General features: G+C 67.8%; 17 protein-coding genes and 1 pseudogene. 6 read left to right on the top strand and 12 right to left on the bottom strand.

The window, feature by feature from the left end; translation table 11 throughout:
• The first annotated feature begins 1 nt into the window (after position 1).
• Positions 2–319, top strand: a complete 318-nt coding sequence (locus ACNQS7_RS30235; protein WP_055581786.1) for a hypothetical protein — start codon at positions 2–4, stop codon at positions 317–319.
• Here ACNQS7_RS30235 and era read toward each other — a convergent pair.
• The 5 genes from era to ACNQS7_RS30210 form a co-directional block, all read right to left on the bottom strand.
• Positions 308–1,207 (bottom strand): GTPase Era, encoded by a 900-nt coding sequence (gene era, locus ACNQS7_RS30230; protein ID WP_418015441.1) that lies wholly within the window; start codon positions 1,205–1,207, stop codon positions 308–310. The two genes, ACNQS7_RS30235 and era, sit on opposite strands and share 12 nt — an antisense overlap.
• A gap of 73 nt (positions 1,208–1,280) precedes the next feature.
• Positions 1,281–2,567 (bottom strand): hemolysin family protein, encoded by a 1,287-nt coding sequence (locus ACNQS7_RS30225; RefSeq protein WP_418015440.1) that lies wholly within the window; start codon positions 2,565–2,567, stop codon positions 1,281–1,283.
• Positions 2,564–3,100, bottom strand: coding sequence for an rRNA maturation RNase YbeY (gene ybeY, locus ACNQS7_RS30220; RefSeq protein WP_055581789.1), 537 nt, complete (start codon positions 3,098–3,100; stop codon positions 2,564–2,566). Before ybeY ends, ACNQS7_RS30225 begins: the two co-directional genes overlap by 4 nt.
• 19 nt (positions 3,101–3,119) lie before the next feature.
• Positions 3,120–4,178 (bottom strand): PhoH family protein, encoded by a 1,059-nt coding sequence (locus tag ACNQS7_RS30215; RefSeq protein ID WP_418015439.1) that lies wholly within the window; start codon positions 4,176–4,178, stop codon positions 3,120–3,122.
• A 53-nt stretch (positions 4,179–4,231) separates the two neighbouring features.
• A complete protein-coding gene (locus ACNQS7_RS30210; RefSeq protein WP_418015438.1) occupies positions 4,232–4,888 on the bottom strand; it encodes a TetR/AcrR family transcriptional regulator C-terminal domain-containing protein in 657 nt (218 codons plus the stop codon).
• A 76-nt stretch (positions 4,889–4,964) separates the two neighbouring features.
• Here ACNQS7_RS30210 and ACNQS7_RS30205 point away from each other — a divergent pair, with 76 nt between their 5' ends.
• Together ACNQS7_RS30205 and ACNQS7_RS30200 are read left to right on the top strand one after the other, a co-directional pair.
• The gene (locus ACNQS7_RS30205; RefSeq protein ID WP_418015437.1) at positions 4,965–5,849 is read left to right on the top strand and encodes an alpha/beta hydrolase; all 885 of its coding nucleotides are present in this window, start codon (positions 4,965–4,967) and stop codon (positions 5,847–5,849) included.
• Entirely contained in the window at positions 5,839–6,483 is a 645-nt protein-coding gene (locus ACNQS7_RS30200; RefSeq protein ID WP_418015436.1) for a maleylpyruvate isomerase family mycothiol-dependent enzyme, read from the top strand. The genes ACNQS7_RS30205 and ACNQS7_RS30200 overlap by 11 nt, the downstream gene beginning before the upstream one ends.
• A gap of 13 nt (positions 6,484–6,496) precedes the next feature.
• Here the strand turns inward: ACNQS7_RS30200 and ACNQS7_RS30195 are convergent, their stop codons facing one another.
• The 3 genes from ACNQS7_RS30195 to hrcA form a co-directional block, all read right to left on the bottom strand.
• Positions 6,497–7,282, bottom strand: coding sequence for a 16S rRNA (uracil(1498)-N(3))-methyltransferase (locus tag ACNQS7_RS30195; protein ID WP_418015435.1), 786 nt, complete (start codon positions 7,280–7,282; stop codon positions 6,497–6,499).
• 15 nt (positions 7,283–7,297) lie between these two features.
• Entirely contained in the window at positions 7,298–8,449 is a 1,152-nt protein-coding gene (gene dnaJ, locus ACNQS7_RS30190; protein WP_310768282.1) for a molecular chaperone DnaJ, read from the bottom strand.
• A gap of 71 nt (positions 8,450–8,520) precedes the next feature.
• A complete protein-coding gene (gene hrcA / locus ACNQS7_RS30185) occupies positions 8,521–9,552 on the bottom strand; it encodes a heat-inducible transcriptional repressor HrcA (RefSeq protein ID WP_055581797.1) in 1,032 nt (343 codons plus the stop codon).
• A gap of 178 nt (positions 9,553–9,730) precedes the next feature.
• On the opposite strand from hrcA, the gene ACNQS7_RS30180 reads away from it, so the two are divergent.
• On the top strand, positions 9,731–10,039 hold the full coding sequence (locus ACNQS7_RS30180) for a type II toxin-antitoxin system VapB family antitoxin (protein ID WP_418015434.1): 309 nt from the start codon (positions 9,731–9,733) through the stop codon (positions 10,037–10,039).
• Positions 10,040–10,104: 65 nt separating this feature from the next.
• On the opposite strand, the gene ACNQS7_RS30175 is transcribed toward ACNQS7_RS30180, so the two are convergent.
• Positions 10,105–10,605, bottom strand: coding sequence for a hypothetical protein (locus tag ACNQS7_RS30175; RefSeq protein WP_055581841.1), 501 nt, complete (start codon positions 10,603–10,605; stop codon positions 10,105–10,107).
• A gap of 188 nt (positions 10,606–10,793) precedes the next feature.
• Here ACNQS7_RS30175 and ACNQS7_RS30170 point away from each other — a divergent pair, with 188 nt between their 5' ends.
• On the top strand, positions 10,794–12,167 hold the full coding sequence (locus tag ACNQS7_RS30170; RefSeq protein ID WP_418015433.1) for a SagB family peptide dehydrogenase: 1,374 nt from the start codon (positions 10,794–10,796) through the stop codon (positions 12,165–12,167).
• Here ACNQS7_RS30170 and ACNQS7_RS30165 read toward each other — a convergent pair.
• The 3 genes and pseudogenes from ACNQS7_RS30165 to ACNQS7_RS30155 all read right to left on the bottom strand — a co-directional run bounded on the left by ACNQS7_RS30165 (position 12,164) and on the right by ACNQS7_RS30155 (position 25,262).
• On the bottom strand, positions 12,164–15,667 hold the full coding sequence (locus ACNQS7_RS30165; RefSeq protein ID WP_418015432.1) for an amino acid adenylation domain-containing protein: 3,504 nt from the start codon (positions 15,665–15,667) through the stop codon (positions 12,164–12,166). The genes ACNQS7_RS30170 and ACNQS7_RS30165 overlap by 4 nt on opposite strands.
• Positions 15,668–15,687: 20 nt before the next feature.
• The gene (locus ACNQS7_RS30160) at positions 15,688–20,211 is read right to left on the bottom strand and encodes an amino acid adenylation domain-containing protein (RefSeq protein WP_418015431.1); all 4,524 of its coding nucleotides are present in this window, start codon (positions 20,209–20,211) and stop codon (positions 15,688–15,690) included.
• A gap of 9 nt (positions 20,212–20,220) precedes the next feature.
• Positions 20,221–25,262, bottom strand: a pseudogene (locus ACNQS7_RS30155) (amino acid adenylation domain-containing protein).
• Positions 25,263–25,427: 165 nt separating this feature from the next.
• Here ACNQS7_RS30155 and ACNQS7_RS30150 point away from each other — a divergent pair.
• On the top strand, positions 25,428–26,012 hold the full coding sequence (locus tag ACNQS7_RS30150) for a GNAT family N-acetyltransferase (RefSeq protein WP_418015430.1): 585 nt from the start codon (positions 25,428–25,430) through the stop codon (positions 26,010–26,012).
• Positions 26,013–26,070: the final 58 nt, after the last annotated feature.

The raw sequence follows: 26,070 nt of genomic DNA, 5'->3' as shown, positions 1-26,070 counted from the left end.
GTTGAGCATCGAAGGCGACTGGGACGTCACGATCAAGACCCCGATCGGCACTCTCGAAGTGCAGTACGTGTTCACCCAGGGGCCGTCAGGTCTCACCGGAAGCGCCACCTATAAAGAGGAAACCGTTGCGCTGCAGAATATTTCGAGCATGCTCGAGGACGGCGGCACGCGGTTGACCTGGCGGCAATCGGTGCGCAGGCCGATGCGGCTGAACCTGGATTTCGATGTGCTGCAAACCGGCGACGTGCTGCGCGGGCATTCCCGCGCCGGCCGGCTACCTCGATCGGCCGTGGCCGGCACGCGTCGGCTAGAACCCTAGGCGACCAAGCTGTTTGGGGTCACGTTGCCAGTTTTTGGCGACCTTGACCCGCAGGTCGAGGTAGACCTTGGTCCCGAGCAGTTTCTCGATCTGGGTGCGGGCCGCGGTGCCTACTTCCCGCAACCGGGCGCCGCCCTTGCCGATGACGATGCCCTTTTGGCTGTCCCGTTCCACGAACAGCAGCGCGTGCACATCGATCAGGTCGTCACGGCCCTCCCGCGGGTTGACCTCGTCGATCACCACCGCCAGCGAGTGCGGCAACTCGTCGCGCACGCCCTCGAGGGCGGCCTCGCGGATCAGCTCGGCCATCAGCACCTCTTCTGGCTCGTCGGTGAGCTCGCCGTCGGGGTAGTACGCCGGGCCGGGCGGCAACGCGGCCGCCAGGACATTGATCAGTACGTCGACCTGATCTCCGGAAACCGCTGACACGGGCACGATTTCGGCAGCCTCGGGCACCAGTTCACTGACCGCGACCAGCTGTGCGGCTACCCGGTCCTTCGGCACCTTGTCCATCTTCGTGACGATGGCCACCAAGGTGGTTTTCGGCGCGAGGGCACGTACCTGTTCGACGATCCAGCGGTCTCCCGGGCCGATCGGCTCGTCGGCGGGTATGCACAAGCCGATGACGTCGACCTCGGTGTAGGTGTCGCGGACCAGGTCGTTGAGCCGCTTACCCAGCAATGTGCGGGGCCGGTGCAGGCCGGGGGTGTCCACCAGGATGATCTGAAAGTCTTCGCGATGCACGATGCCGCGGATGGTGTGGCGCGTGGTCTGCGGGCGCATCGAGGTGATCGCCACCTTCGTGCCGACCAGCGCGTTGGTCAGGGTCGACTTGCCGGTGTTGGGCCGGCCTATCAAACAGACGAAGCCCGAACGGAACTCGCTCACGCCGCGGCCTTCGTCGAACGTGAACATACGGTGGTTTCGGGCGCGTTTTCGCGCCCTGGGTGCACGTTCGGCATCACTGGATGTCCTCCTCAGATTCCACCGGGCTCAGCAGCACGGTGCCGATACGGACCCGCCCCCGGTGATCGCGGCCGCCTTCAGCCTGCAGGCGCAGACCGTGCGACACCACCTCGGCGCCGGGCAGCGGGACACGCCCGAGTTCCAGCGCCAACAGCCCACCCACCGTGTCGACATCGAGATCGTCGTCGAATTCCACCCCGTACAACTCGCCCACGTCCTCGATCGGCAGCCGCGCCGAGACCCGGAAGCGCTTGTCCCCCAATTCTTCAACCGGGGCGGTCTCGGCCTGGTCGTATTCGTCCGCGATCTCGCCGACGATCTCTTCGAGCACATCCTCGATGCTCACCAGCCCGGCGATCGCGCCGTATTCGTCGACCAGGAGGGCCATGTGATTTCGGTCGCGCTGCATCTCCCGCAGCAGCGCGTCCAGAGGCTTGGAGTCCGGCACGAACACGGCCGGCCGCATCACCTGCGCCACGTTGCTTCCGCGGCCCCGGTCGGTCGAATAAAAGATGTGCCGCACAAGGTCTTTCAGGTAGACGACCCCGAGGATGTCATCGACGTTCTCTCCGATCACCGGGATCCGGGAATACCCGCTGCGCACGGCCAGGGCCATCGCCTGACTCGGTGACTTGTCGCCCTCGATCCAGACCATCTCGGTACGCGGCACCATCACCTCGCGCGCCGGGGTGTCGCCGAGTTCGAAGACGGACTCGATCATGCGGCGCTCATCGGCGGCCACCACACCCCGCTGCTGGGCCAGGTCGACGACTTCGCGCAGTTCGATCTCGGAGGCGAACGGGCCATTGCGGAAACCGCGGCCGGGGGTGAGCGCGTTACCCAACAGCACCAGCACCCGGCTGATCGGCATCAGCAGCCACGAAACCGCTTGCAGCGGAAGCGCAGTCGCCAGCGAGATGGTGTAGGCATGCTGGCGCCCGAGGGTGCGCGGGCCAACACCGATCACCACGAAGCTGGTGACCACCATGATGGCGGCGGCCCAGAACAGACCCCGGCCCACGCTCAGGCGCTGCTGGAAATAGACCGCCAGCAGTGCGGTAGCCGTGATTTCGCAGACGATGCGCAGCAACACCACCAGGTTGATGTATCGCGGGCGGTCTGCCATCACCTTGAGCAACGAACGGGCACCCGGCCGCTCGTCGCGGACCAGTTCTTGCACCCGGGCCAGCGACACCGTGCTGAAGGCGGCGTCCACCGCGGCGAACAATCCGCCCAGACCGATCAGTACGATCACGCCGAGCAGCTGATAAAAGCCGGTCACGGCTGGTCGAAAAACCTTGACTTGTCCAGCAGCCGGCGGTCCCGTTCGTGCTGCCGGTCGTTCTGGTAAGCCTCTACCTGATCGGCGACCCATTCTTCGAGCAGCCGGTCCTGCAGAGCGAACATCTCCCGCTCTTCGTCGGGCTCGCCGTGGTCGTAGCCGAGCAGATGCAGCACGCCGTGGATGGTGAGCAGCGCCAGTTCGTGTCCGAGGCTGTGCCCCGCCGCCGCGGCCTGCCCGGCGGCGAACTCCGGGCACAGCACGATGTCGCCCAGCATGGCCGGACCCGGCTCCGGCGCGTCGGGACGGCCACCCGGCTCGAGCTCATCCATGGGGAAGCTCATCACGTCCGTCGGCCCGGGCAGGTCCATCCAGCGCATGTGCAGATCGGCCATTGCCGCGGTGTCCAGCAGCACCATCGACAGTTCGGCGGCCGGGTTGACGTCCATCCGGTTGATGACGAATTTCGCGACGCTGACCAGTTCGGTTTCGGAGACGTCGATGCCCGACTCGTTGGATACCTCGATGCTCATAGGGCGCTCACGCAGTCAATCATCGACGATTGCGGCCACCGGATGCCCGCCGAGCCGCCCGGTTCAGGCCCGAGCCGGGCTCCTCGTAGCGGGCGTAGGCGTCGACGATCTCCGACACCAGTCGGTGGCGGACCACGTCTTGGCTGGTCAGCTCGGCGATCTCGATGTCCTCGATGTCCTCGAGAATGTCGACGGCCGCCCGCAGACCCGACTGTGCGCCGCCAGGCAGATCGATCTGTGTGACGTCCCCGGTGATCACCATCTTGGAGCCGAACCCCAACCGGGTCAGGAACATCTTCATCTGCTCGGCCGTGGTGTTCTGCGCCTCGTCGAGCACGATGAACGCGTCGTTCAGCGAGCGGCCCCGCATGTACGCCAGCGGCGCCACCTCGATGACCCCGGCCGACATCAGCTTCGGGATCAACTCGGGGTCCATCATGTCGTAGAGCGCGTCATACAGCGGCCGCAGATACGGGTCGATCTTCTCGCTCAGCGTGCCCGGGAGAAAGCCAAGGCGCTCACCGGCTTCCACCGCGGGGCGGGTCAGGATGATCCGGGTGACCTGCTTGGTCTGCAGCGCGTGCACGGCCTTGGCCATGGCCAGATACGTCTTGCCGGTACCGGCCGGCCCGATGCCGAACACGATGGTGTTGGCGTCGATCGCGTCGACATACCGCTTCTGGTTGAGCGTCTTGGGCCGGATCGTCTTGCCGCGGCGGGACAGGATGTCGAGCGTCAGCACTTCGGCCGGCGATTCGTTGCCGGTCCCGGTCAGCATCGCCACGCTGTGCCGCACCACCTCCGGCGTCAGCGCCTGGCCTCTGGACACGATCGCCACGAGTTCGGAGACGACCCGTTCAGCCAGCGCGACATCGCCCGGCTCGCCGGACAGGCTGACCGCGTTGCCACGCACGTGCAGGTTGGCCTGGAGGGCGCGTTCCAGGGCGCGCAAGTTCTCGTCGGCCCTGCCGAGCAGGCCCACCACGAGGTCGGGCGGAACATCGATGCTGCTGCGAACTTGGGCGTCGGCCTGCCTGGCTACACCAGTTTCAGCGGCGCGGGTCTCGCGGGGCGTCACGTGGTTTCTGCTGCCTGCTTTCTGGCGTATGGGGTTTGGTTGAGACGACGGGCTCAGTCTACCGCCGTCCGGTGACCGCTTCCCAGGGATTTGATGCCGGCCAGCAAGATCGCTAGGCCGCGTTCGAAGTCGGCCGCCGCTGTCGATCTCTGGCTGACCTGCGCCAAGGCAGCGATGTGCGGGTGTTCGGCACCGGCCAGTCCGCCGATGCGCGCCGCAACCGCGGTCTGCTCACGCTCGCGGCCGTCCCCGGACAGCGGGCCGGCCAGTTCGGCCTGAGCGCTGCCCATGACCAACCCGAGCACGGCCCGGAAGCTCGCCAGCAGGTCGTCGTCGGCGAGTCCCGCGCGCTTGAGCGCACCGATCAACCGGTCTGCCGCCACATAACTCGACGCCGAAACGGTGCGGCGGGTGAGCACCAGTGGCACGGCGTTGGGATGACGTCGTACCGCCTCCCAGATCGCCAATGCGATCCCACGCACATCGGCGCACCAATCTTCGGATGCCGCAGGGACTTTCACTTCGGCGATGACCGCTTCGGCGACAAGCTCCTCGAGTTCACCGCGGTCCCTGACGTAGTTGTAGAGCGTCATCGGGCCGGTGCCCAGGGCGGTTGCCAACGACCGCATGCTCAACCCGCCCAAGCCGTCGCGGTCGACGATCCGCAAAGCGGCCGCGGCGATGTCCGAGACCGTGAAGCGTGCCCGCACGAGGACTCCCTTCCGATTGACACGTACATCGTACGTGGGATACAACACGTACATCGTACGTATTGGAGGCTCCGTCATGACTCAACCCACTGAATTTCTGTCGCACGGCACACGCTGCGCTGCGTGGCTCACCCGCCCGTCCGGCCCGGGCCCGCATCCGGCGGTCATCCTGGCTCACGGACTGGGGGCTAACCACACCATGGCGCTCGCCCGCTACGAGCGGCATTTCGCCGCGGCGGGGATAGCGACCCTGGCTTTCGACTACCGCAATCTCGGAGCCTCCGACGGCACCCCGCGGCAGCGGCTCAGCCTGCGCCGTCATCGCCAGGACGTCGCGGCAGCGGTCGAGTATGTCAGTGCCCTGTCCGAGGTCGACGCGGGTCGGATCGCCCTGTGGGGAACGAGCCTGGGGGCCATGCACGTCCTGCGGGTGGCGGCCGACCGGCGCGACATCGTCGCGGTGGTGGTGCAGTGTCCCATCGTCGACGGTCCGGCGACGCTACGGCGACTCGGCCCCGCGGCGACACTCCGGATCGGGCCGGCGATCGCGGCGGACACCGTCCGGGCCGCGCTGGGACGCGGGCGCCGCTACGTCCCGATCGTCGGGCCGCCGGGAAGTCTCGCCGCGGTCACCGTGGCCGGCGCTCAGGACGGCTGGGACTCGACGGTGGATCCCGGTGGCACGTTCGACAACCGCATCACCGCGTCCAGCGTCGTCGAGATCGCGGTCAGCACGGCCAAGCGCGCGGCCCGCCACATCACGGCGCCCCTGCTGGTGTGTGTCTCGCGACGGGAGAATCTGATGGATCCCCGCCATGCCGAGGAGGTGGCCCGCCGCGCCCGGCGTGGCACTGCGCGGCACTACGACGGCGACCATTTCCAGATCTACCATCCACCGCTGCTGAACCAGTTGCTCGCCGACCAGACCGCATTCCTGCGGGAGCATCTCGGTGTCGCATGAAATGTCGGCGCGTGAATTGTTGTCCGCGAACGATCTTCGATTCCTCGACGTGGCCCGCAGCCTGCCCGACGCTGAGTGGGCAAAACCCAGTCTGTGTACCGAGTGGAGCAATCACGAGGTGCTCGCCCACCTGGTGCTGGGATACCGAATGTCACTGCGGGAGTTGACCGTCGGGATAATCAGCCATCGCTGCTCGTTCGATCGGGCGAACACCGCGGCGGCCGTGGATCTGGCACGGCGGCACAGTCCGACCGAATTGGTCGACCAGTATGCGACGTTGATCCACCGACCCCGGGGTATCGGCCGGGTGTTTCCGCGACCTCTGCTGTTGGGCGATCACGTGATTCACGAACTCGATGTCATCCTCGCGCTGGGCCGGCGCCCGGGCATCGGACTCACGACGTTGGTCGCGGTGCTCAATACACAGGTGCGGGTGCCGAATCCGTTCGTGCCCGCGGCAGCCAGGGCGCGCGGCCTGAAACTTCAGGCCAGCGACACGGATTGGACCTTCGGCGAGGGCGCGCGGACGGTCACAGGTACCGCCGCACATCTGGCGTCGGTGCTTGCTGGGCGTCCGTGGGCGCTGGACACGCTGAGCGGCGACGGTGTCGACGAATTGCGCGAGCGGTTGTGAATTCGACGACGCATCAGCGGCGCGTCGTGTCGTCGGATTCACAGTCGGCACTGTGATCCCAGCGCGAGGTCAGCACGCCCAGCGCGCCCAGCGCCACCGCCGCGGCGGTCGAGGTGCGCAGCACGGTGGGGCCCAAGCGCACCGTGACCGCGCCCGCGCCGGTCAGTGCGCCGACCTCCTCCGGCGCGATTCCGCCCTCGGGTCCGACCACGAGCGTCACCGAATTGACTTGTGCAAAAGCCACATCGGCGATGCGCGCGGTCGCCGATTCGTGCAGCGCCAGCACCACGCCACCGGCGGCGACCTCGGTCCGCACCCGCTCGGTCAGCGTCGTGGTGGATAGCACCCCATCGACCGGCGGGATGTGTGCACGACGGGACTGCCGCGCGGCCGAGCGGGCCACCGCCCGCCACCGGCGCAGGCCCTTGTCGACGCGCGCGCCCTCCCAATTCGCGACACAGCGCGCCGCCCGCCACGCCACGAATGCGTCGGCACCGGCCTCGGTCGCCAATTCGACGGCGAGTTCGGACCGGTCGGACTTGGGCAGGGCCTGCACGACGGTCACCGGCGGGGTGTTGCCCGGCAGGGTCCAGCGGGCTTGCACACGCGCCCGAAGTCCTTCGCGCCCAGCCTGTTCCACCAGGCAGCGGGCCAGCCCGCCGGCACCGTCACCGAGCACCAATTCCTCGCCGGGACGGATCCGCCGGACAGTGGCCGCGTGGAAGCCTTCGTCGCCGTCCACCACGGCCAGGCCGCCGACGTCGGGCAGCGCATCGACGTAGAACAGCGTGGCCACCACGGGAGCCCCGAAAGGTCAGCGGCCGGTGAAGGTCTCGCGCAGGCGGCTGAAGAGGCCGCCGTTGTTCGCGTGCGAGGAGCGGACCTCGGCCACGTCACGGTTGCGGCGGTTCTTCAGTTCGCGCAGCAGTTCGGTGTCGTGGTGGTCCAGCCTGGTGGGAACCACCACCTCGACGTGCACGTGCAGGTCACCGCGGGTGCTGGACCGCAGATGCGGCATCCCGCGGCCACGCAGTGTGATCACCGCGCCCGGCTGGGTTCCGGGGGGTATCACGATCTCGCTGGTTCCGTCCAGGATGGCGTCCAGGCTGACGCTGACGCCCAGTGCGGCGTCGACCATCGGCACCGACACCGTGCAGTGCAGGTCGTCGCCCTCCCGGGCGAAGATGTCGTGGGCCTGCTCGTGCACCTCGACATACAGGTCGCCGGCCGGTCCACCGCCGGGGCCCACCTCACCCTGCGCGGCGAGCCGCACCCGCATGCCCTCGGCGACGCCGGCCGGGATCTTGACGGTGATGTCCCGGCGCGCACGCACCCGCCCGTCGCCCATGCACTGGTAGCAGGGATCGGGAATGACAACGCCAACGCCGCGACAGGTCGGGCACGGGCGCGAGGTCAGCATCTGCCCCAGCAGCGAGCGCTGGACGGTCTGCACCTCGCCGCGACCAGCGCAGGTGTCGCAGGGCACCGGCGCGGAATCGCCGTTGGTGCCTTTGCCCTGGCACCGGTCGCACAGCACCGCAGTGTCGACGGTGACCTGCTTGGTGACCCCGGTTGCGCACTCCTCGAGATCCAGCCGCATCCGCAGCAGCGAGTCCGAACCCGGCCGCACCCGGCCGATCGGACCTCGGCCCGCGCCGCCGCCGAAGCCCCCGCCGCCGCCGAAGAACGCCTCGAAGACGTCACCCAGGCCGCCGAAGCCGCCGAACCCGCCGCCGCCCGCGGCAGCGTTCTCCAGCGGATCGCCGCCCAGGTCGACGATGCGGCGCTTCTCCGGATCGCTCAGCACCTCGTAGGCGACGCTGATGTCCTTGAATCGCGCCTGCGCTTCCTCGTCGGGATTGACGTCGGGGTGCAGTTCGCGCGCCAGCTTGCGGTAGGCGCGCTTGATCTCCGCGTCGTTGGCGCCTTTGCTGACGCCGAGTAGCCCGTAGTAATCGCGTGCCACGATTCGCCTTTCTAGGCTGTTAGTGGCCGCCCCTCAGGCGGCCATCCAAAAATTCTGCAGCGGGTGCGCGCTCATCGAGCACCCAGAACTTCGCCGATATACATAGCAACCGCGGCAACACTGGCCATAGTTCCCGGATAGTCCATGCGGGTGGGTCCCAACACACCCATGCCGCCGTAGACCGTGTCGTTGGTGCCGTAGGCGGTGGACACCATCGAGGTGCCGGCCATCTGCTCGGCCTCCGTCTCGTGGCCGATGCGCACCGTGACCTTGCCCGCCTCCTGCTGGGCCGCCAGTAGCCGCAGTACCACGACCTGTTCCTCCAGCGCCTCCAGGATGGAGCGCAGCGAGCCCCCGAAATCGGCGGCATTACGGGTCAGGTTCGCGGTGCCGCCCAACAGCAGGCGTTCTTCGGTATGTTCGACCAGCGATTCGAGCAACACCGTCGCGGAACGCCCGACGGCATCTCCGAGTCCGTCCCCGCCGTGCAGCCGTCCGGCGAGATCGGCCACTGCGACCGAGGCCGCCGCGAGCCGCTTGCCGACCAGCGCCTGGCCGAGCATCTCCCGCAGTTGGGAGAGCTGGTGGTCGTCGATGACGTCGCCGAGTTCGACGATGCGCTGGTCCACCCGGCCGGAGTCGGTGATCACCACCATCAGCAGCCGGGCCGGGGTCAGCGCGATCACTTCCAGGTGGCGGACGGTCGAGGTGGACAGCGTCGGGTATTGCACCACGGCCACCTGGCGGGTCAATTGCGCGAGTAGCCGCACCGCGCGACGCAGCACGTCGTCGAGGTCGACGCCGGACTCGAGGAAGCCCTGGATCGCGCGCCGTTCCGCGGACGAGAGCGGTTTGACGTTGTCGAGGCGGTCGACGAACTCGCGGTACCCCTTCTCGGTGGGGACCCGCCCGGAACTGGTGTGCGGCTGGGTGATGTAGCCCTCGGCCTCGAGCACCGCCATGTCGTTGCGGATGGTCGCGCTGGAAACGCCCAGATTGTGACGCTCTACCAGGGACTTCGAACCAATGGGTTCATGAGTGGAGACGAAGTCGGCGACGATGGCGTGCAACACCTGAAAGCGACGCTCGTCAGCGCTACCCATTGCCTATCACCCCCATCTGCAGATACCGGCCGAGTCCATTTTACGGTCTCGACAGGATCTGACCTGCCAACGGCTGATCCCCGGCTAACCGCCCGCCGCTCGGGCGCGGCAGATAGCCTTTCCAGGTGGTCCGGTCGAGGAGCACGTCGAGCCGAAATCCAGCCGAAAGCGACTGTCGATGATCTTCAAGGGCGTGCGCGAGGGCAAGCCGTATCCCGAACACGGGCTGTCTTACAGGGACTGGTCGCAGATTCCACCGCAGCAGATCCGCCTGGATGAGCTGGTCACCACCACGACGGTGCTCGCGCTGGACCGCCTGCTATCGGAGGACTCCACCTTCTATGGCGACCTTTTCCCGCACGCGGTGAAATGGCGCGGCATCATCTACCTCGAGGACGGCCTGCACCGCGCCGTGCGGGCGGCCCTGCGTAACCGGGTCGTGCTGCATGCCCGGGTCTACGACATGGACATGGGGGCGCCCAACTAGGCCGAGCAGACGCAAAATCGCCCTTTCCGCCGCGCGGAAAGGGCGATTTTGCGTCTGGTCGCGGGTCAGCGCGAGGCGGCCTGCAGCAGCTCCATCGCGGAACTGCGCGACAGCACCCAGCTGCCCTGGTTGACGAACGTGACGTTCTGGGTCACCGGGGGCGAAAGCTTGGGACCGGAGACCGCCACGTCCGCGGTGGCCGAGTTGGCCGCGGCCGGCTGAATGTTCGCCACGCTGAACGACAGCGGCAGGTCGCCGTTCTTGGCTGCCTTCTTCAGCTGGTGGTCGGCGATGTGCGCCTCGGTGCCACCGATTCCGCCCTCGACCAGATCACTCTTGTTGGCGAACGGCACGTTCGGGTCGGCGAGGCTGGTGAGGATGCCGGTCAGCTGCGCGGAGGTGGGCAGGCCGGCCGGCGCCGGCGCCGGGTCCTGCGGGAGCGGCGCACCGAAGACGACGGGCTGCACCTGGTAGGCGACCGGGCCGGCGAACGCCGTCGCTCCGGCCGCCGCGGCGCCGATCGCGGCGACGGCCGCGGCACCGATGGCCAGTGACTTGATGGTCATGGGATCCCCCTCGTATTCACGCAGAACGTTCCGGACATCGTGTGCCGCACCGCCCGCGTGTGTTGTGTTTGTGCATCTTGTGACTGATGTTTCGTTTGGTAGCGTGTCTATGTTACGTCCACGCTCCCGCGGTCCCGATTGCGGCGGCTGTGATGCAGCTGTGCGGGAGCTATGAATCCGGGGGCCGAATGTTCGCCAGCAGATACCCGGAGGACACGAGATTCGCGTTTCGCCCCGGCGTCACCTGCATGACCACCGGTGCCGGAGCGGTGCTGCTGAAGCCCCCGCACAGTGAAAAGCTGGCCCGGTTGAGCGCCCAGCAGCTGACGGCATTGAAGGCCCTCAACCTCGGACCGGCAACTGCGACGGAACTGGCCGGGGCCGGTGCCCAGCGTCGTGAGATCGACGCGCTGATCGACCACCTGGCCACACGCGGCTATCTCGCCGTCACGGCCTGCGCCGGCGGGACGGATCTGTACTCGCTGATTCCGTTCGGCCAGCCCCCGCCACGACCCGAACCGCTGCCCGACGGGTCCGCGGTGATGTCGAAATTTGCTGTGCTGCATAATGATTCAACCGGCCTGGTTCTCGAGAATCCACTGGGCTGGTGTGATGTGCGCATTCACCAGCCGCGATTGCTCGCCCTGCTGGGCGGCCGTGCGCCGGACTGCCCCGATCTGCCGCCGACCGTCGCCGCACAATTCATCGACGATCTGCGCTGGGCCGGGGCGCTGGTAGGTCCGGACGACGAGACGTCGTTCGAGGCGCAGAGCTGGGCCGCAGCCGACCTTTGGTTTCATCGGCGCAGCACCCTGGGCCAGCGCACCGTCACATGGGACGACTTCGGTCCGACGAAATGGGCCAAAGGCCGGTTCCCGCAACCACCGGGGCGACGAACGCCCTATCCGGGTGAACCGATCGCTCTGCCGATCCCCGACCTGGATGCCCGACGGTCGCAGGACCCGTCCCTGGTGGCCGTAGTCGAAGACCGGGTCACCACAAGGGCATTCGACGACGAGCGGCCCATCAACGCCGGGCAACTCGGCGAATTGCTCTACCGTACCGCGCGAACGCGTGGCACCCAGGCGGTGGACGCGGGCGAGGAACTGCTTTCCCGGCCGTACCCCGCCGGCGGGGGCCTCTACGAACTGGAGATCTACCCCGTGGTGCGCAGCGTCGCCGGCCTGGAACCCGGCGTCTACCACTACGACTCGTTCGAACACGCACTTCGCCCGGTCGCCACCGCTGACGCGCCCGCCACCTCCCAACTCATCAGGCCGGCCGCGGCGACCCTGTCCGGCGGCGCCGAGCCGCAGGTTTTGCTCGTCATCGCGGCCCGCGGCGGCCGGGTGATGTGGACCTACGAGCAGATCGCCTACGCCACCATCCTCAAGAATGTCGGCGTCCTGATGCAGACGATCTACCTGGCGGCTACCGCCATGGGTCTCGGCGTTTGCGCGCAAGGGTTTTCCGACACCGCGGCATTCACCGCGGCTACCGGAGTCGATGAGCGCCAGGAGTGCAGCGTCGGCAGCATCATCGTCGGCTCGCGCATTCCCTAGCCCTGCGCCATTACTTCCTCATCGGTCAGCGCCGCGACGTCGAGGTAGTGACGTGCGATAGCGGCCAGTCGTTGCGGTGTGCCCCGGGCCGCCTCACGGTTTTCCAGCCGGGCGGCCAGGCCTGCAACCGTGCGGGTGGCGAAGATGTCGGTGACCACCGCATGATCGACGTCCAGCCATTCACGGACCAGCCCGATGACGGCGGTGGCCAGCACCGAATCACCGCCGAGGGCAAAGAAATCATCATGGACGCCAACGGATTTCGGACTGTCCAGGCCCAGGACGTCGGCCACGATCTCGGCCAGCGCGGCCTCCAGATCGGTGCGTGGTGCGGTGTCGTGGTCTGCGGGTTGCGGTTGCAGAAGCGCGACGACGGCACGACGGTCGAGTTTGCCGTTGGGTGTCAGGGGGATTCGTTCGAGGACTTCGATGCGGGCCGGAATCATGTAACTCGGCAGCAGGTCGGCTAGGGCCACGGAGAGGGCCGCGGTGAGGTCCCCGCGGAGCTCACCCGCCGGGTCGCCCGCGATGGCCGCGACCAGCACGGGCGCGTTGGCGCCGACGACGGCCGCCACAGCCTGGTGCACCCCGGGCAGGCTACGAAGTGCGTTCTCGACCTCGCCCAGTTCGACGCGGTACCCGCGGATCTGCACCTGATGGTCTGCGCGGCCGAGGAATTCGACGGTACCGTCGGGCCAGTACCGGGCGGTGTCGCCCGTCTTGTACCAGCGGATGCCGTCGTGCTCGACGAAGCGTTCCGCAGTGCGCCGGGGATCGTGGCGGTAGCCCGCCGCGACATTCGCGCCGCCCACCCAGAGTTCACCCGGGACCCAGTCCAGGCAGTCGCGGCCGGACGGTGACACCACTCGACACCGGACATTGCGCAACGGAACGCCGAACGGCACGGTTACCCAGTGCGCCGGTGGTTCACCCACCACCTCGCAGACGGTGCTGTGGATCGCCGTCTCCGTCGCTCCGCCGAGGCCGGCAAACCGGCAGCCGGGTGCCACCTGCCGCAATCTTCGGGCCAACTCCGCTCCTACCCAGTCGCCCCCGAGCAGCACCGCCCGCAACGAATCGCCGAGACCGTGCGCGCCGCAGGCCAGGATCATGTCCAGGATGCCCGGAACACAGTTGAGAATCGAAACCTTATGCCGACGAATCACTTCCGCCCAGGTGTCGGCGGCATCCGGGTGCCCGGAGTCGACGACGACGATTGCACCGCCGACGGAGAAGATGCCGAAGATGTCGTACACCGACAGATCGAATTCGAGGGCGGAGACTCCGAGGGTCCGATCGGTGTCGCCGACTTCGAACCACTCGTTGACGGCGTCGATGGTGTTCATCGCCGCACTGTGCGGAACTTCCACCCCTTTGGGCACCCCGGTCGATCCGGATGTGAACAGGACATAAGCGATCGTCCCGGCTTCCGGAAAAACTGCTTCGCGCAACGGTTCCCGATGGTTCCGCGCGGCATCGATGCTGACACACCGGATGCCCGAGCCGAATTCGGCACCCTCGACGGTCAGTGCTGCGACGATGTCGGCGGTCTGCAGGATCTTGGCGCGGCGCTCAGCCGGTTGCTCGTAACCGATCGGCACATACGTCGCACCGGCGGCGAGCACACCGAGTACGGCCGGGATCTGGTCACGCCCTTTGGGTAACTGGACTGCGACGGCGTCGCCCGGCCGTACCCCGCACGCGCGCAAGGCGCCGGCGACCGCGAGTGAGCTCTCCGACAGCTCCCGATAGCTCCAGGCGCCGGCCTCCTCGCCGAGGCCCCAGAGCACGGCGGGATCATCGGGATGGGTATCGGCGTGCTCGAAGAAGCCCTGGTGCAGACACCGTCCGGTCACCGGGCCGTCGGTGGCGTTGACGGCCGCCCGCACCTTCGCCTGGGCGCGGGGCAGCCGCACCGCGGCTTCGGCGTCCCAGCCCGCCGCACCGTCGGTCAGCCGCGCGACCGCCTCGGTGAACCTGGCGAACATGGCGTCCACCATGCCGGCCGGAAATGCGGATTCCCGGACATCCCAGTTGATCAGCAAACCGCCGCGCAGTTCGGTGATCTGGACATCCAGTAGCACCTGCGGCCCCTGCGAGATGATCCACACCGGTTCACCGAATGTCTCGATGACGGCGTCGGCGAACAGTTCGCCGAGGTCGAGCGCACTGGTGAAAACGACCGGAGCCAGTACCGGTTCGCCCCGCTGCCGACCCAGATCGCGCAGCACCTCCAAACCGGAATAGGTGGAGTGTGCGCCGCTTTCGTACATGCTACGCTGCACGGCCCGGGCTCGGTCGGCCACCGACATGTTCTCGCTGACGTCGACCTCGAGCATGATCGACGACGTGAAATCGCCGATCACCCGGTCGATGTCGGGGTGCACCGATTCCCGCTGGAATAACGGCACGTTGAGCAGGAACCGGTCCTGCGCGGACCATCCGCCGATGGTGTCGGCAAAGACCGCGGCCAGAGCCACGGCCGGGGTCACGCCACGAGCGTGGGCGCCGGAGACCAGTCTGCTCTTGGCGTCCGGCGTCAGCCAGTGGTCGTATCGAACGGTCCGCCGGGCCGATCCCCGGGTGCCCGCCGGTGCGGCGGGAAGTTCGGGTGCTCCGGGCATCTCCGGCAGGCGCCGCTGCCACCACTGACGATCCCGCTCCCGCAACGCATCACGGTCGCGACGCCGTTGGACCTCGACGCGGTATCTCTGGTAGCTATAGCCCGGGGGCTGCGGTGTGGCTCCGCGATACAGGCCGGCCAGTTCGGAGATCAGCACGCGGTAGCTCATCGCGTCGCCGGCCAGCATGTCGACGTCCAGGTGCAACCGGCTGCGGTCCTCGTCGTAGCGGGTCAGCGTGACGTCGATGACCTGGCCCTCTTCAATTGCCAGGCGCTGATGCGTTTTTCGGTCCCGCAGCGCGGTCAGCGCGGTCTCGGCGGCGGACACGCCCTGGCCCCGCAGATCCACCACGCTGAACACCGGGCGTACTGGCCGCGGCATCGTCTGCTGGGTTCCGTCCGGCAGGAACCGCGTTCGGAGCATCGGATGAGCGGTGACGAGATCGGTCACCGCGCGCTCCAGCCGCACCGGGTCGATTGCGCCGCCGTCGAATTCGACGTATAGATGGGCCGCCACCCCGCCCAGTTCCTGCTCGTCGGATCGGCCGATCCAGTAGGCATGCTGCATAGGTGCCAACGGGAACGGCGCGTCTTCGACGAGCGCCGGTTCAGTCTGGGGCGCCGGGGCCGCCGCGGCCGACGGTTGTCCGCCGAGCAGCGCGTGCCACGAGTCGACGGTGGGGTTGGCCGCCAGTTCGGCAAAGGTGATGGCGGCGCCGCGTTTACGCCAGCCGCCGGCCATCGCCATCATGCGGATGGAGTTCAGCCCCAATTGGATGAGATCGTCATGGTCTGCGACGTCTTCGGCAGGGCAGCCGAGTTGGGCCGCGATCGTGGCCTTGATCTCGTCCCTGCTGATCTGTTCCTCGCCGAGCACGTGTGATGACCCTTCCTTTGTCAGGCGGTGGCTGCCAGCCCGGCGGCCAGCGCGGCCAGGGTGCGCTGCCACAGCTGTGTCAGGTGATCGATTTCGGCCGGCGTGAACAGCGCCTCGCTCCACAGCACGGTGTTGACGAGTTGCTGGCCGGCCGGGGTGCCGCGGACCAACAGACTCATGTTGAGTGCGAAACGCAGCGGTAGATCCGGCTCGGGATCGACTGGCAACGCATCGATTTCCCGTCCGTCGATCAGCGTCCACGGTTGCTCGGTCACCACCCCGAGGTCCAGCCGGCCCAGGTAGTTGAAGAGCAGCTGCGGCTCGGGCGCCTGCTGCAATTCCGGGACTCGGGCGACGTATCGGAGTAACCCGTAATCCAGGCCGTCGCAGGGAACCGCTCCCAGCTGCGAGGTCACCGAATCCAGTAACGCCCTGGCCACCTCGGGTGCCGCCTCCAGGCGCTCGATGTCCACGGCGGTCGCTCCCACCCCGAGCCGAACGGGGAATGCCGCCGTGAACCAGCCGACGGTGTTCGTGGTGTCGGTGTCCATCAGGGCATCGGCGCGACCGTGGCTGTCCAGGGCGATCAGTGCTCCCCCGGACGGATCCTGCGACCGCAGCCGGCGCCAGCTCGCCACCATGACCGTCATAGCGCACAACAGGATTTCGCGCATCCGGTCATCGCGGTTGAGGGTGCCCACCAGGCGCTCAGAGACATCGATCGGCGTCACCAGGTTGCTGACCCGCAGCGTGGACCAGGTGTCCCGGGTCGGGTCAGGGTGGCGCGCACCCAGCGCGGGATCGGTCTCGCGCAGCTGCGCACCCCAATACTCGCGCTGCGCGATGACTTCGGGAGCCCCCGCCCTGTCCCACATCAGCTCCGACCATCGGCGGTAGGACGTGAACTCCGGCAACGCCTTCGGTGCGGCGCCCGCGCGCAACGATCGCCACCCCTCCGCGATGTCGCTGAGCAGGATGTGCCAGGACACCACGTCCACCACCAGGTGGTGGATGGTCAACAGCAGCATCTGGCGCTTCGCAGCGCCGTCAAACCACACCGCGCGAATCATCGCGCCCGCGCTCGGGTCGATCTCCTCTATCGCCCGGCGCGCCGAAGTCCGCACCAGCGAAGCCAATTCGGTATCGGTCGTGACGTCGACCCGCGAGAGCAGTTCGGCAGCGGCCACGACACCGGGTTCCCGGGTGACCAGACGAGCGCCGTCGGGTGTATCGGTCAGGATCGATCGCAGGGACTCGTGCCCGTCGAGCACGAGCTGAAGCAGCTGCTCGATCGTCACGCGGTCGATGCCGGCGGGCAGCCGCAGCAGGACCGTATTGGTAAAGCGCCGGAAGTTGCCGTGCTCGTTGACCCAGGACACGATCGGCAGCGGCGGCACCTCACCGTATTCGGCACCGGTGACCGCCGGTTCGGCCAACTCAGCCATGTCGACCGCGGCGGCGAGCTCACGAATCGTCGGCGAGTTGAACACCATTCGCGGGCTCAGCGCCAGGCCGCGTCGCCTGGCCTTGTGCACCAGGCCGATCGCCACGATGCTGTCCAGCCCGAGCGTGAAGAAGTCGTCGTCCAGGTGGGGTGCCACACCGTTGAACTGTTCGGCGAACAGCTCACTCAGCACTCGTTCGCTGTCGGTGGACGGCGTTACCGGCCCGCGGCTGCCAGTGGCGAGTTCGTCACGGGCCAACCGGTCGAGCGCGTGATTATCCAGCTTGCCGTTGGCATTGACCGGCAACCGGGGTAGCGCCACGATGCGGGCCGGGACCATGTACGCGGGCAGTCGTTCCGCGAGAGCGGCACGCAGCGCATGCGGCTCAGCCCGCGTATCATCCTGCCAGACAACGAAACTCACCAACGTCGCGCCCCCGGCACGCCGCACCACCGACACGGCCGCGTCGTGGACGCCAGACTGGGATCGAAGTGCACCCTCGATTTCGCCGATCTCGACCCGGTAGCCGCGGATCTTGACCTGGTCGTCGCCGCGCCCGAGGTAGGCCAGACCACCGTGCGGCAGGCGACGCACCAGGTCGCCGGTACGGTACATACGTTGTCCGGGCCGGAACGGATCGGCCACGAAGCGGGCGGCGGTCATCGCCGGCTGACCGATGTAACCCCGAGTCAACTGGTTGCCGGACAGGTAGAGCTCGCCCACGACTCCGTGCGGAACGCTGCGCAGCGCCGAATCCAGGACGTAGCCGAGGGTTCCGGCGTTGACCGTGCCGATGGTCGGTGCCGGGTACTCCCGCACGGCGGCCACCACCGCCTCCACGGTCGCTTCGGTGGGCCCGTAGCAGTTGTACACGGCACCGGCCGGCAGCGAACACAACTGCTGCCACAGCACACTATTGATCGCTTCACCGCCCAGTGCCAGCACCGCCAGGTGGTGATCCGGCAGTCCGGCGGCCCGCAACTGGACGAGCATCGAGGGCGTGGTGTCGATCATGTCGATCTGGTGATCGGCCATCCCTTTCAATAACTGGTCCGCGTCGCGCATCTCCTCCGCGTCGAACAGATGGATCCCGTGTCCGTCGAGCAGCCCGACCATGGGCTGCCACGACGCGTCGAAGCTCATGGACCAGGCGTGGGCGATGCGCATCGGGCGGCCCAGGCGCCGTCCCGCGGGCCGGTAGACGCGGTCGCGATGGTCGGCGAAGTAGCTGACCAACGCGCCGTGGGTGCCGATCACGCCTTTCGGCTCACCGGTGGACCCGGACGTGAAGATGACGTAGGCGCTGTGCCCGGGATGGCGGGGCACGACGGGAGCGACGGCGTCACGACGCGAAATGCGTTCAGCCACCGCCGGGTCGTCGAGCATCAGGGCCGGGACCCGGCCCTCGATGAGTGCCGAACCAGCTTCGTCGGTGATCGCCAACGCCGGATCCGCCTGGCGCAGCATGGATTCGATACGGGCGACCGGCAGGGTGACGTCCACCGGCAGATAGGCGGCACCGGCGCCCAGTACGCCGAGAACCGTTACGATGGACCGCGCTGAACGGGACAACACCAGTGCGACAACGGTTTCCGGACCGATCCCCCGCTCGCTGAGCTCGCCGGCCAGCCGCGCCGCCTCGGCATGCAGTTCGGCGTAGGTCCAGCGGCCGCCGTCGGCGGCGGTCAGGGCGACGGCCCCGGGCGTGGCGCGCGTTTGTCGTTCGAACAACTCCCACACCGTGGCGTCGACCGGCGCCACTGCCCGGGTGCGGCGGTCACACTCGGCGCGCTCGGCCGCGGTCAGCACGTCCAACGCCTCGGGCGTTCGGTCGCCGATGCCGGGCAGCTGGCGCAGCACCGCGACCAGGCGCTCACAGAGCTGTGCGCCCGAAAGGTGGGGCAGCGCTTCCCTGATCGCCTCGACCACCACGATCAGTCGATCGTCGATCAGGTGCGAGACCACGGTCAGCGGGTAGTGGGTCAGGCTCTCGCCGGCCACCGGGGAGAACCGGGCGCCGTCGGCGGTGGTCACCGGGCGGACGGCGTCCTGCAGCGGGGCGTTCTCGAACACGAACAGGGTGTCGAACAGGGCGCCGGAACCGTGCGCGCGCTGCAGTTCCGAAAGGCTCAGGTAACCGATGCCGCGCATCGCCGACGAATCACGTTGCAGCCGCGCGCATTGTTCCAACACCGGCACCGTGCCGTGCACTGTGTGCACCACCGGAACGGTGTTGATGAACATTCCGACCATCGTCTCGACGCCGGGCAGTTGCTCGGGGCGACCGGAAACCACGGTGCCGAAGACGACGTCCCGGCGGTCGGTGAGCCGGCTGAGCACGAGCGCCCAGGCGAACATCACGGCGGTGTTCAGCGTCAGGCCGTTTCGCCCTGCCCAGTCCCGCAGCCTGCCCGTGTGACTGGCCGACAGCAGCAGATCGGATTTCTCCGGCACCCCCGGCGCGGCGGTGCTTTCGGCCAGCATCAGCGGTGCGGAGACACCCCGCAGATACTTCGTCCACTCGGCCGTCGCCGCCGCCCGGTCCTGCGTCGCGAGCCAGGCGATGTAGTCGCGGTATGGGCGGGGGGCGGGTAGGCCCTCGGCGCTGCCCCCCGCTTGATAAACCGCGAGCATCTCGGTGAAGAACACGCCGAGCCCCCAACCGTCCACCAGAATGTGGTGGGCGGTGACGATCATCCGGCGCCGGGTCTCGCCGGGCACCGTGAGCAGCACCACGCGCAGCGCGGGACCGCGACTCAACTCGAATGGGCGGTGCCGCTCCGAACGGGCTATCGCGTCGAATTCTGCTGGTGTGGCGGTTCTTTCAGACCAGGGCAGCTCCGCGTGCGCGGGCACGATCTGCACCGGCCTGGGCACGTCTCGATCCCAGAACGCCGCACGTAGGTTCGGGTGGCGCACCAGCATGGCCGCGGCGCTGCCCCGCAATAATTCGACGTCGACCGGGCCGTCGATGTCGACGACGATCTGCATCGTGTAGATGTCGAGGCTGTCCTGCGCAAGGCGGGACAACGCGAATAGCCCTTCCTGTAAAGGACTGAGCGCCAGTACATCCTCGATCTGCGGCGGGGCGGAAGTCACGGGCGCCCGCTACTGCTGCTGCCACGAGGCGGTGAGCGCGGCCAGGGCGTCGGCATCCAGTCCCGACGCACTCATCGGCGCGCTCTGGAAGTCCCGCTCATCGGTATCTGCCTGCGCCACAGCCACATTGGCGGCAACGTTGGCGACCGCGTCCACCGCGCCGGCGACCTCGGCGAGGGTCATGTGCTCGAAGACCATCGCCGGAGCCAGCGCGAGGCCCGCCGCGTTGGCACGCGCCGACATCTGCACGGCGATGACGCTGTCGCCGCCGAGCGCGAAGAAGTTGTCTTCGCGGTCCACGCCGGAGATCTCCAGCAACTCCTCCAGCAGGGCGATCAGGGCTTGTTCGGTTTCGGCGGAACCGACGGCCTTCGCGGGTTGCGTTTCCAGCGGGGCAGGCGCCGCCAGCAGGGCCGCCATGACGTCGTCCGGCAACAGCTCCAGCTCCGACACCGGCCGGTCCGGGGCTGTCACGAAGGCGTCGAGCACCGCACCGAATGCGTCGGCCAGATGCCGAACCGTCTGCGGTTCATACAGATCGGCACTGGCGAGGAACCGCACCTCCAGTCCCCCGTCGGGTTGCACGCTCACACTGACGTCGAGGTCGAGCAGCGAAACCTCGAACTCCATGGGGATGGGCACCACCGTCGTTCCGCCTGTCGCCAGTTCACGTGGCGCCTGCGCCCAGTCCTCGGTGCGGAAGTGCAGCGAGCATTGGAAGAACGGATGGTTGCGGGCACTCGAGCGTGGCGGGTTGAGCGCTTCCACCAGCCGGTCGATCGGAAGTTCCTGGTGCGACAACGCGTCGAGTGCCGTTGCACGGCAACGCGCCAGGGCACCTCGCACACTGGGATCGCCCGTCAGGTCGTTGCGCAACGCCAACACATTGGCGAACGGTCCGTCCACCTTGGCCACGGTCAGGTCATCGCGGGACGCGACCGGAGTTCCGACTGCGATGTCCGTGGCTCCGCCGACCCGGTGCAGCAACACAGCGAGCGCAGTCTGATAAACCATGAATTCACTGGCGCCGCTGTGATCCGCCAGCTGAGTCAGCCGGGCACGCCGCGCCGCCGGCACTGTGAACGTCACGACCTCGGCGCGCTGGCCCACCACCGGTGGACGCGGATGGTCGGCCGCCATCGGGATTTCGGCGGGCAGCCCGGCCAGCGCCTCGCACCAATGGGCCAGCTCGGCTGCGGCCCACTCACCCGGCGTGTCGAAGGTATCCCGTTGCCATAGCGCGTAATCGACGAACTGCAGTGGCAGCGGTTCCCACTGCGGCGCCCGGCCCGTCGCACGCGCCCGGTATGCCGTGACGAGGTCTTCGTAGATGACGCCGAGCGAGTTGTGATCGGTGACGATGTGGTGGATGAGCACGACGAGTATGTGCGTGCCGGGGTCGAGCACCAGCAGGGTCGGCCGGATCAGTGGGCCGGACGTCAGGTCGAACAGGTAGCGGCGCAGCTCGGCGGTCGTCGCGTCGGCCCGGTCGGCGCTGATCTCGGTCACCGCGAGGTCCAACTTCAGGGTGGGGCGCACCGACTGATACGGAATGCCCTCGTGCTCAACGAAAACGGTGCGCAGCGCCTCGTGCCGGGCCACCACGTCGTTGAGCGAGGCGGTGAGGGCGGCGACATCCAGCGGTCCGGTGAAGCGCAGCGTGAGTCCCAGGTTGAAGACGTCGTTGGGCCCCCGCATCCGGTGCTGGAACCACATGGCCAACTGGGAGTAGGACAACGGGGGACGCTCGGGGCGAATCGTCGCGGCGAGTTCCGGACGGCCCGACGGCCCTGCCGATAATCCGGTGCCGAATCCCTCATCGAGATCCATACCGTCAATGTCGATGGCGTCGAGGTCGATGCCGAACAAGGCACGGAACTGCTCGACCAACAACGCCGCCAGACCTGCCGGTGTCGGCGCATCGAAAACGGTGCGCACGCTGCAGTCCACCCCGACCTCGGAGCGGATCTGGGCGACCAGACGAGCCGCCAGCAACGAGTGGCCGCCCAGATCGAAGAACGAATCGTCGGCGCCGACCCGCTCCAACTCGAAGAGGTGGCCGAATATCGCGCACACCCGTCGCTCGGTCGGCGTCACCGGCGCGCGGTAACTGCGGGCGTTGACCGGGGTCGGTGCGGGCAGTGCGCGTCTGTCCAGCTTGCCGTGCACGGTCAGGGGGATCTCCTTGATCACCGCGGCCGCCGTCGGCACCATGTAGTGCGGCAGTACGGCCGCGGCATGTGCGTGAATATCGTTGACGTCCAACTCAGTTGGACCCGGCAGCGGGGACGCCGCCGGCACCACGTAGGCGACCAGTCGCGCCCCGGCCGGAGATTCCTCCGCGAGCACCAGGCAGTGCCGCACCGCCGGGTGCGAGGCGATCACCGACTCGACTTCACCGAGTTCGATCCGGAAACCGCGCACCTTGACCTGTTCGTCGGCGCGGCCGACGAATTCCAGGTTCCCGGCCAGGTTGCGCCGGACCAGATCTCCAGTCCGGTAGAGCCGCATCCGGGGATTGAACGGGTCGGCGACGAATCGTTGCGCGGTCAGCCCGGAACGGCCGAGGTAGCCACGGGCCAGTTGCGCACCGCCCAGGTACAGCTCCCCGACCACTTCGGCCGGCACCGGCCGCAGCTCCTGGTCGAGTACGTAGGCGTAGACGTTCTGGTTCGGCCTGCCGATAGGCACGACGCCCGGGCCCTGGCGGCCCTCGACGGGCATGTGCGTGGCACAGATGACCGCCTCCGTCGGACCGTAGTGGTTGCGCAGCGTGGCATCGAAGTGACCGGCGAACCTGTCGGCGACCTCGCCGGGCAGCGCTTCCCCGCCCACCGGCACCTGCCGCAACTGCCGCCACTGGCTCGCCTGCGGCAGCAGCAACAGGGTGCTCAACATCGACGGCACCATGTGCAGCACGGTGACCCCGTGGCGGCCGATCAGGTCCGCGACGTAGGAGACCTCGCTGAAGGCATCGGCTTTCGGCACGATCAGCCGCGCGCCGATGGACAGCGGCGCAAAGATCTCCATCACCGACGCGTCAAAGCTCACCGACGACGTCTGCAAAAGCCGGTCAGTTGCGGTCAGGCTCCATTCTTCGAGGAACCCGGCCATGTGTTCGGCGATCGCATGATGCGGGACCGCCACACCCTTGGGCTGTCCGGTGGAACCGGACGTGTAGATGACGTAGGCGAGGTGCTCCGGCCGTAGCGGGCGGCGCCGGTCGGTGTCGGTGGGCGCGGCGCTCGACAACGCGGCGGCCTCCTGCTCAGCCTTGCGGAACTCGTCGTGGCCGATGACCAGTGCCGGGCGGGCGTCGTCGAGCAGGTAGTCGATGCGCTCGCGGGGAAAGGCCGGGTCGATCGGCAGGTAGGCCCCACCGGCCTTCAGCACGGCGAACATGGCGACCACGAAGTCGACGGACGTCGTCATGCGCAGGCCGACAATGTCGTCGGGCCCGATCCCATTCCCGATCAGCCAGTGCGCCAATCGATTTGCCCGATCATGCAGTTGCGCATAGCTGAGCTCGATGTCCTCGAACACCAATGCAACCGCGTCCGGGGTGGCTGCGGCGGCCGTTTCCAGCGCGGCAACGGCGGTGCTCGCCGGCCTCTGGACCAGGACGCCGTGGGACTGCCTCAGCACTGCCTCCCACTCGCCCGGCTCCAGCAGATCCAACTTGTTGACCCGGCGTCCAGGCTCGGCGAGCGCGCTCGTGAGCAGCTGCCGATAGTGCCGCAGCAACTGCCCGACAAGCTCGTCACACAGCACATCGGTCTGGTATTCGAATTCGGCGGACATGCCCTGTGGGTCGAGCACCACCGCCAGCGCGAGTGGGATCGGGGCGGACACCGCGCCCAGTTCGAGCTGTCGGGTCGTGACGCCCGCGAATTGGAGTCCGGTCACGCTCTTGCGCATGCTGAAGCCCAGCCGGACCAGTCGGTCCATCCCGTCGTGTCCGGCGCTGCGCTCCGGGTTCAGTTCGCGCACAACGCGATCCAGGCCGACCGACTGGTGGGCGAAGGCTTCGAGGCAGGTGTCCCGCACGCTGTCGACCAGTGAGGTGAACGTATCCTCGGGCCGTACGCGGATGCGCAGCAGCAGCGTGTTTCCGAAGTATCCGATCGCCCCCTCGGTCGCGGCCCGGCGCTCGGTCACCGGAACCGAAACCAGGAAGTCGGCGGCGCCGGTGTACCGCCGCACCAGGGCGCCGTATGCCGCCAGCAACACCATGAACGGGGTGGCGGAATGTTCCCGGGCGAAGCCCTCGAGCCGGATCGACAGGTCCGCGGGCAGTGTCGCCGTTCGGTGTGCGGCCCCGGTCGATGGATTCGGCGCGGCGCCGCCGGGCAACTCCAGCGGATCGGGCACCGGTGACAGAGTCGAGCGCCAGTAGTCGACGTCGGCTTCGGCGACGTCCGGGGATCGGCCCACCACCTCGACCGCGATGTACTGCGGCGGTTCGGCACCGGTCAGGGCGGAGTCATAGGCCGCACTCAGCTCACCGAAGAAGACGGCCCAGCAGTCGTCGTCCCAGCAGATGTGATGCGCCACCAACAGCAACACGAATTCGCCCGGAGCGCTACGCACCAGGGTCATCCGCAGCGGCAACTCACTGGTGAGGTCGAACGGCTTACCGAATTCGCTTCGTGCCAGCGCGTCGATCTGCTGCCGCTCACCCGGAACATCCCGCACCTGCCAGGGCAGGTCGACATCGTCGCGGAAAACCTGGTACGGCTCACCGTCGGAATCGACGCCATAGGTGGTGCGCAAGATGGCATGCCGCGCAACGACAGTCGCGAAGGCCGCGCGCAGCCGCGCCTCGTCGAGCGCGCCAGTCACCTGGTAGGCGACGCAGATGTTCAGCGTGGCGTCCGAGGGGTTCATGGCCTGCACGAACCACATCCGGCGTTGTCCGGCGGACAGACCGTAGCGTTCCCCGCCGAGATCACCGTCCGTTGCGCTGATTCGGCCGTCGCTAAACCACTTTGGGCGATCCGCTGACGCAACAGCTCGCGCCGGCGTTCCTGCACGGTCCTGGCATCGGCCATGGCTGGTTCACCTCCTCCTCCCAGGCGGGCGCTCAGCCCCGGCCGACCTTCCTCGCCGGACCCCGGCTGTCGGCCAGGAGATTATGTTAGCCTTCGCTAAGTTGGGGGCTGGATGCGGGCAGCACCGCCGAACCTGCCGCCGTGTTCGCGCGAGAGGACAATTCCGTGCCGGAAGTAACGGGGATTGACCCACTGGACCTGCTGCACCGGCGCGCCACACCCGAGCACGACGGACTACCAGGCACTTTCTCGTTGCGGGGGCTGGAGCTGGACCGCGACCTCGATGCGCTGTACTCATGGATGAACGACCCCGAAGTCGCGCGCTATTGGAACAAAGCCTGGCCACGCGAACAGATCGCGTCCTACCTGCGCGAACAGCAACTCAGTGCGCATTCGACCCCGTACGTGGGCGAACTGGACGGCGTCCCGATGAGCTACTGGGAGCTCTACCGCGCCGATCTCGATCCGCTGGCGCAGTACTACGACGCCCGCGAGCACGATGCCGGCGTTCATCTACTGCTGGGTCCCGCCGACTGCCGCGGACGCCGACTGGCCGCGGATCTGTTACGCGTGGTGTCGGGCTGGCAATTGGATGCCGATCCGCTCGCCACCCGGGTGATCGGTGAACCGGACGCCACCAACGTGCGCCTCATCCGGGTCGCCGCACTGGCGGGCTTTCGGCACGTCACCGACATCGACCTGCCCCACAAGCGGGCGGCCCTGCTGGTGCGGGCACGGGACTCAGGCTGAGCGGATCGGCCCGATCCGGTCCGGGCAGCTTATGTTAGCCTTCGCTTAGTTGGCAGAG

Origin of the sequence: Mycobacterium sp. 23, assembly GCF_048287075.1 — a bacterium.
Lineage (GTDB): Bacteria > Actinomycetota > Actinomycetes > Mycobacteriales > Mycobacteriaceae > Mycobacterium > Mycobacterium gordonae_B.
This window is presented reverse-complemented; position numbering and strand designations above follow the sequence as displayed.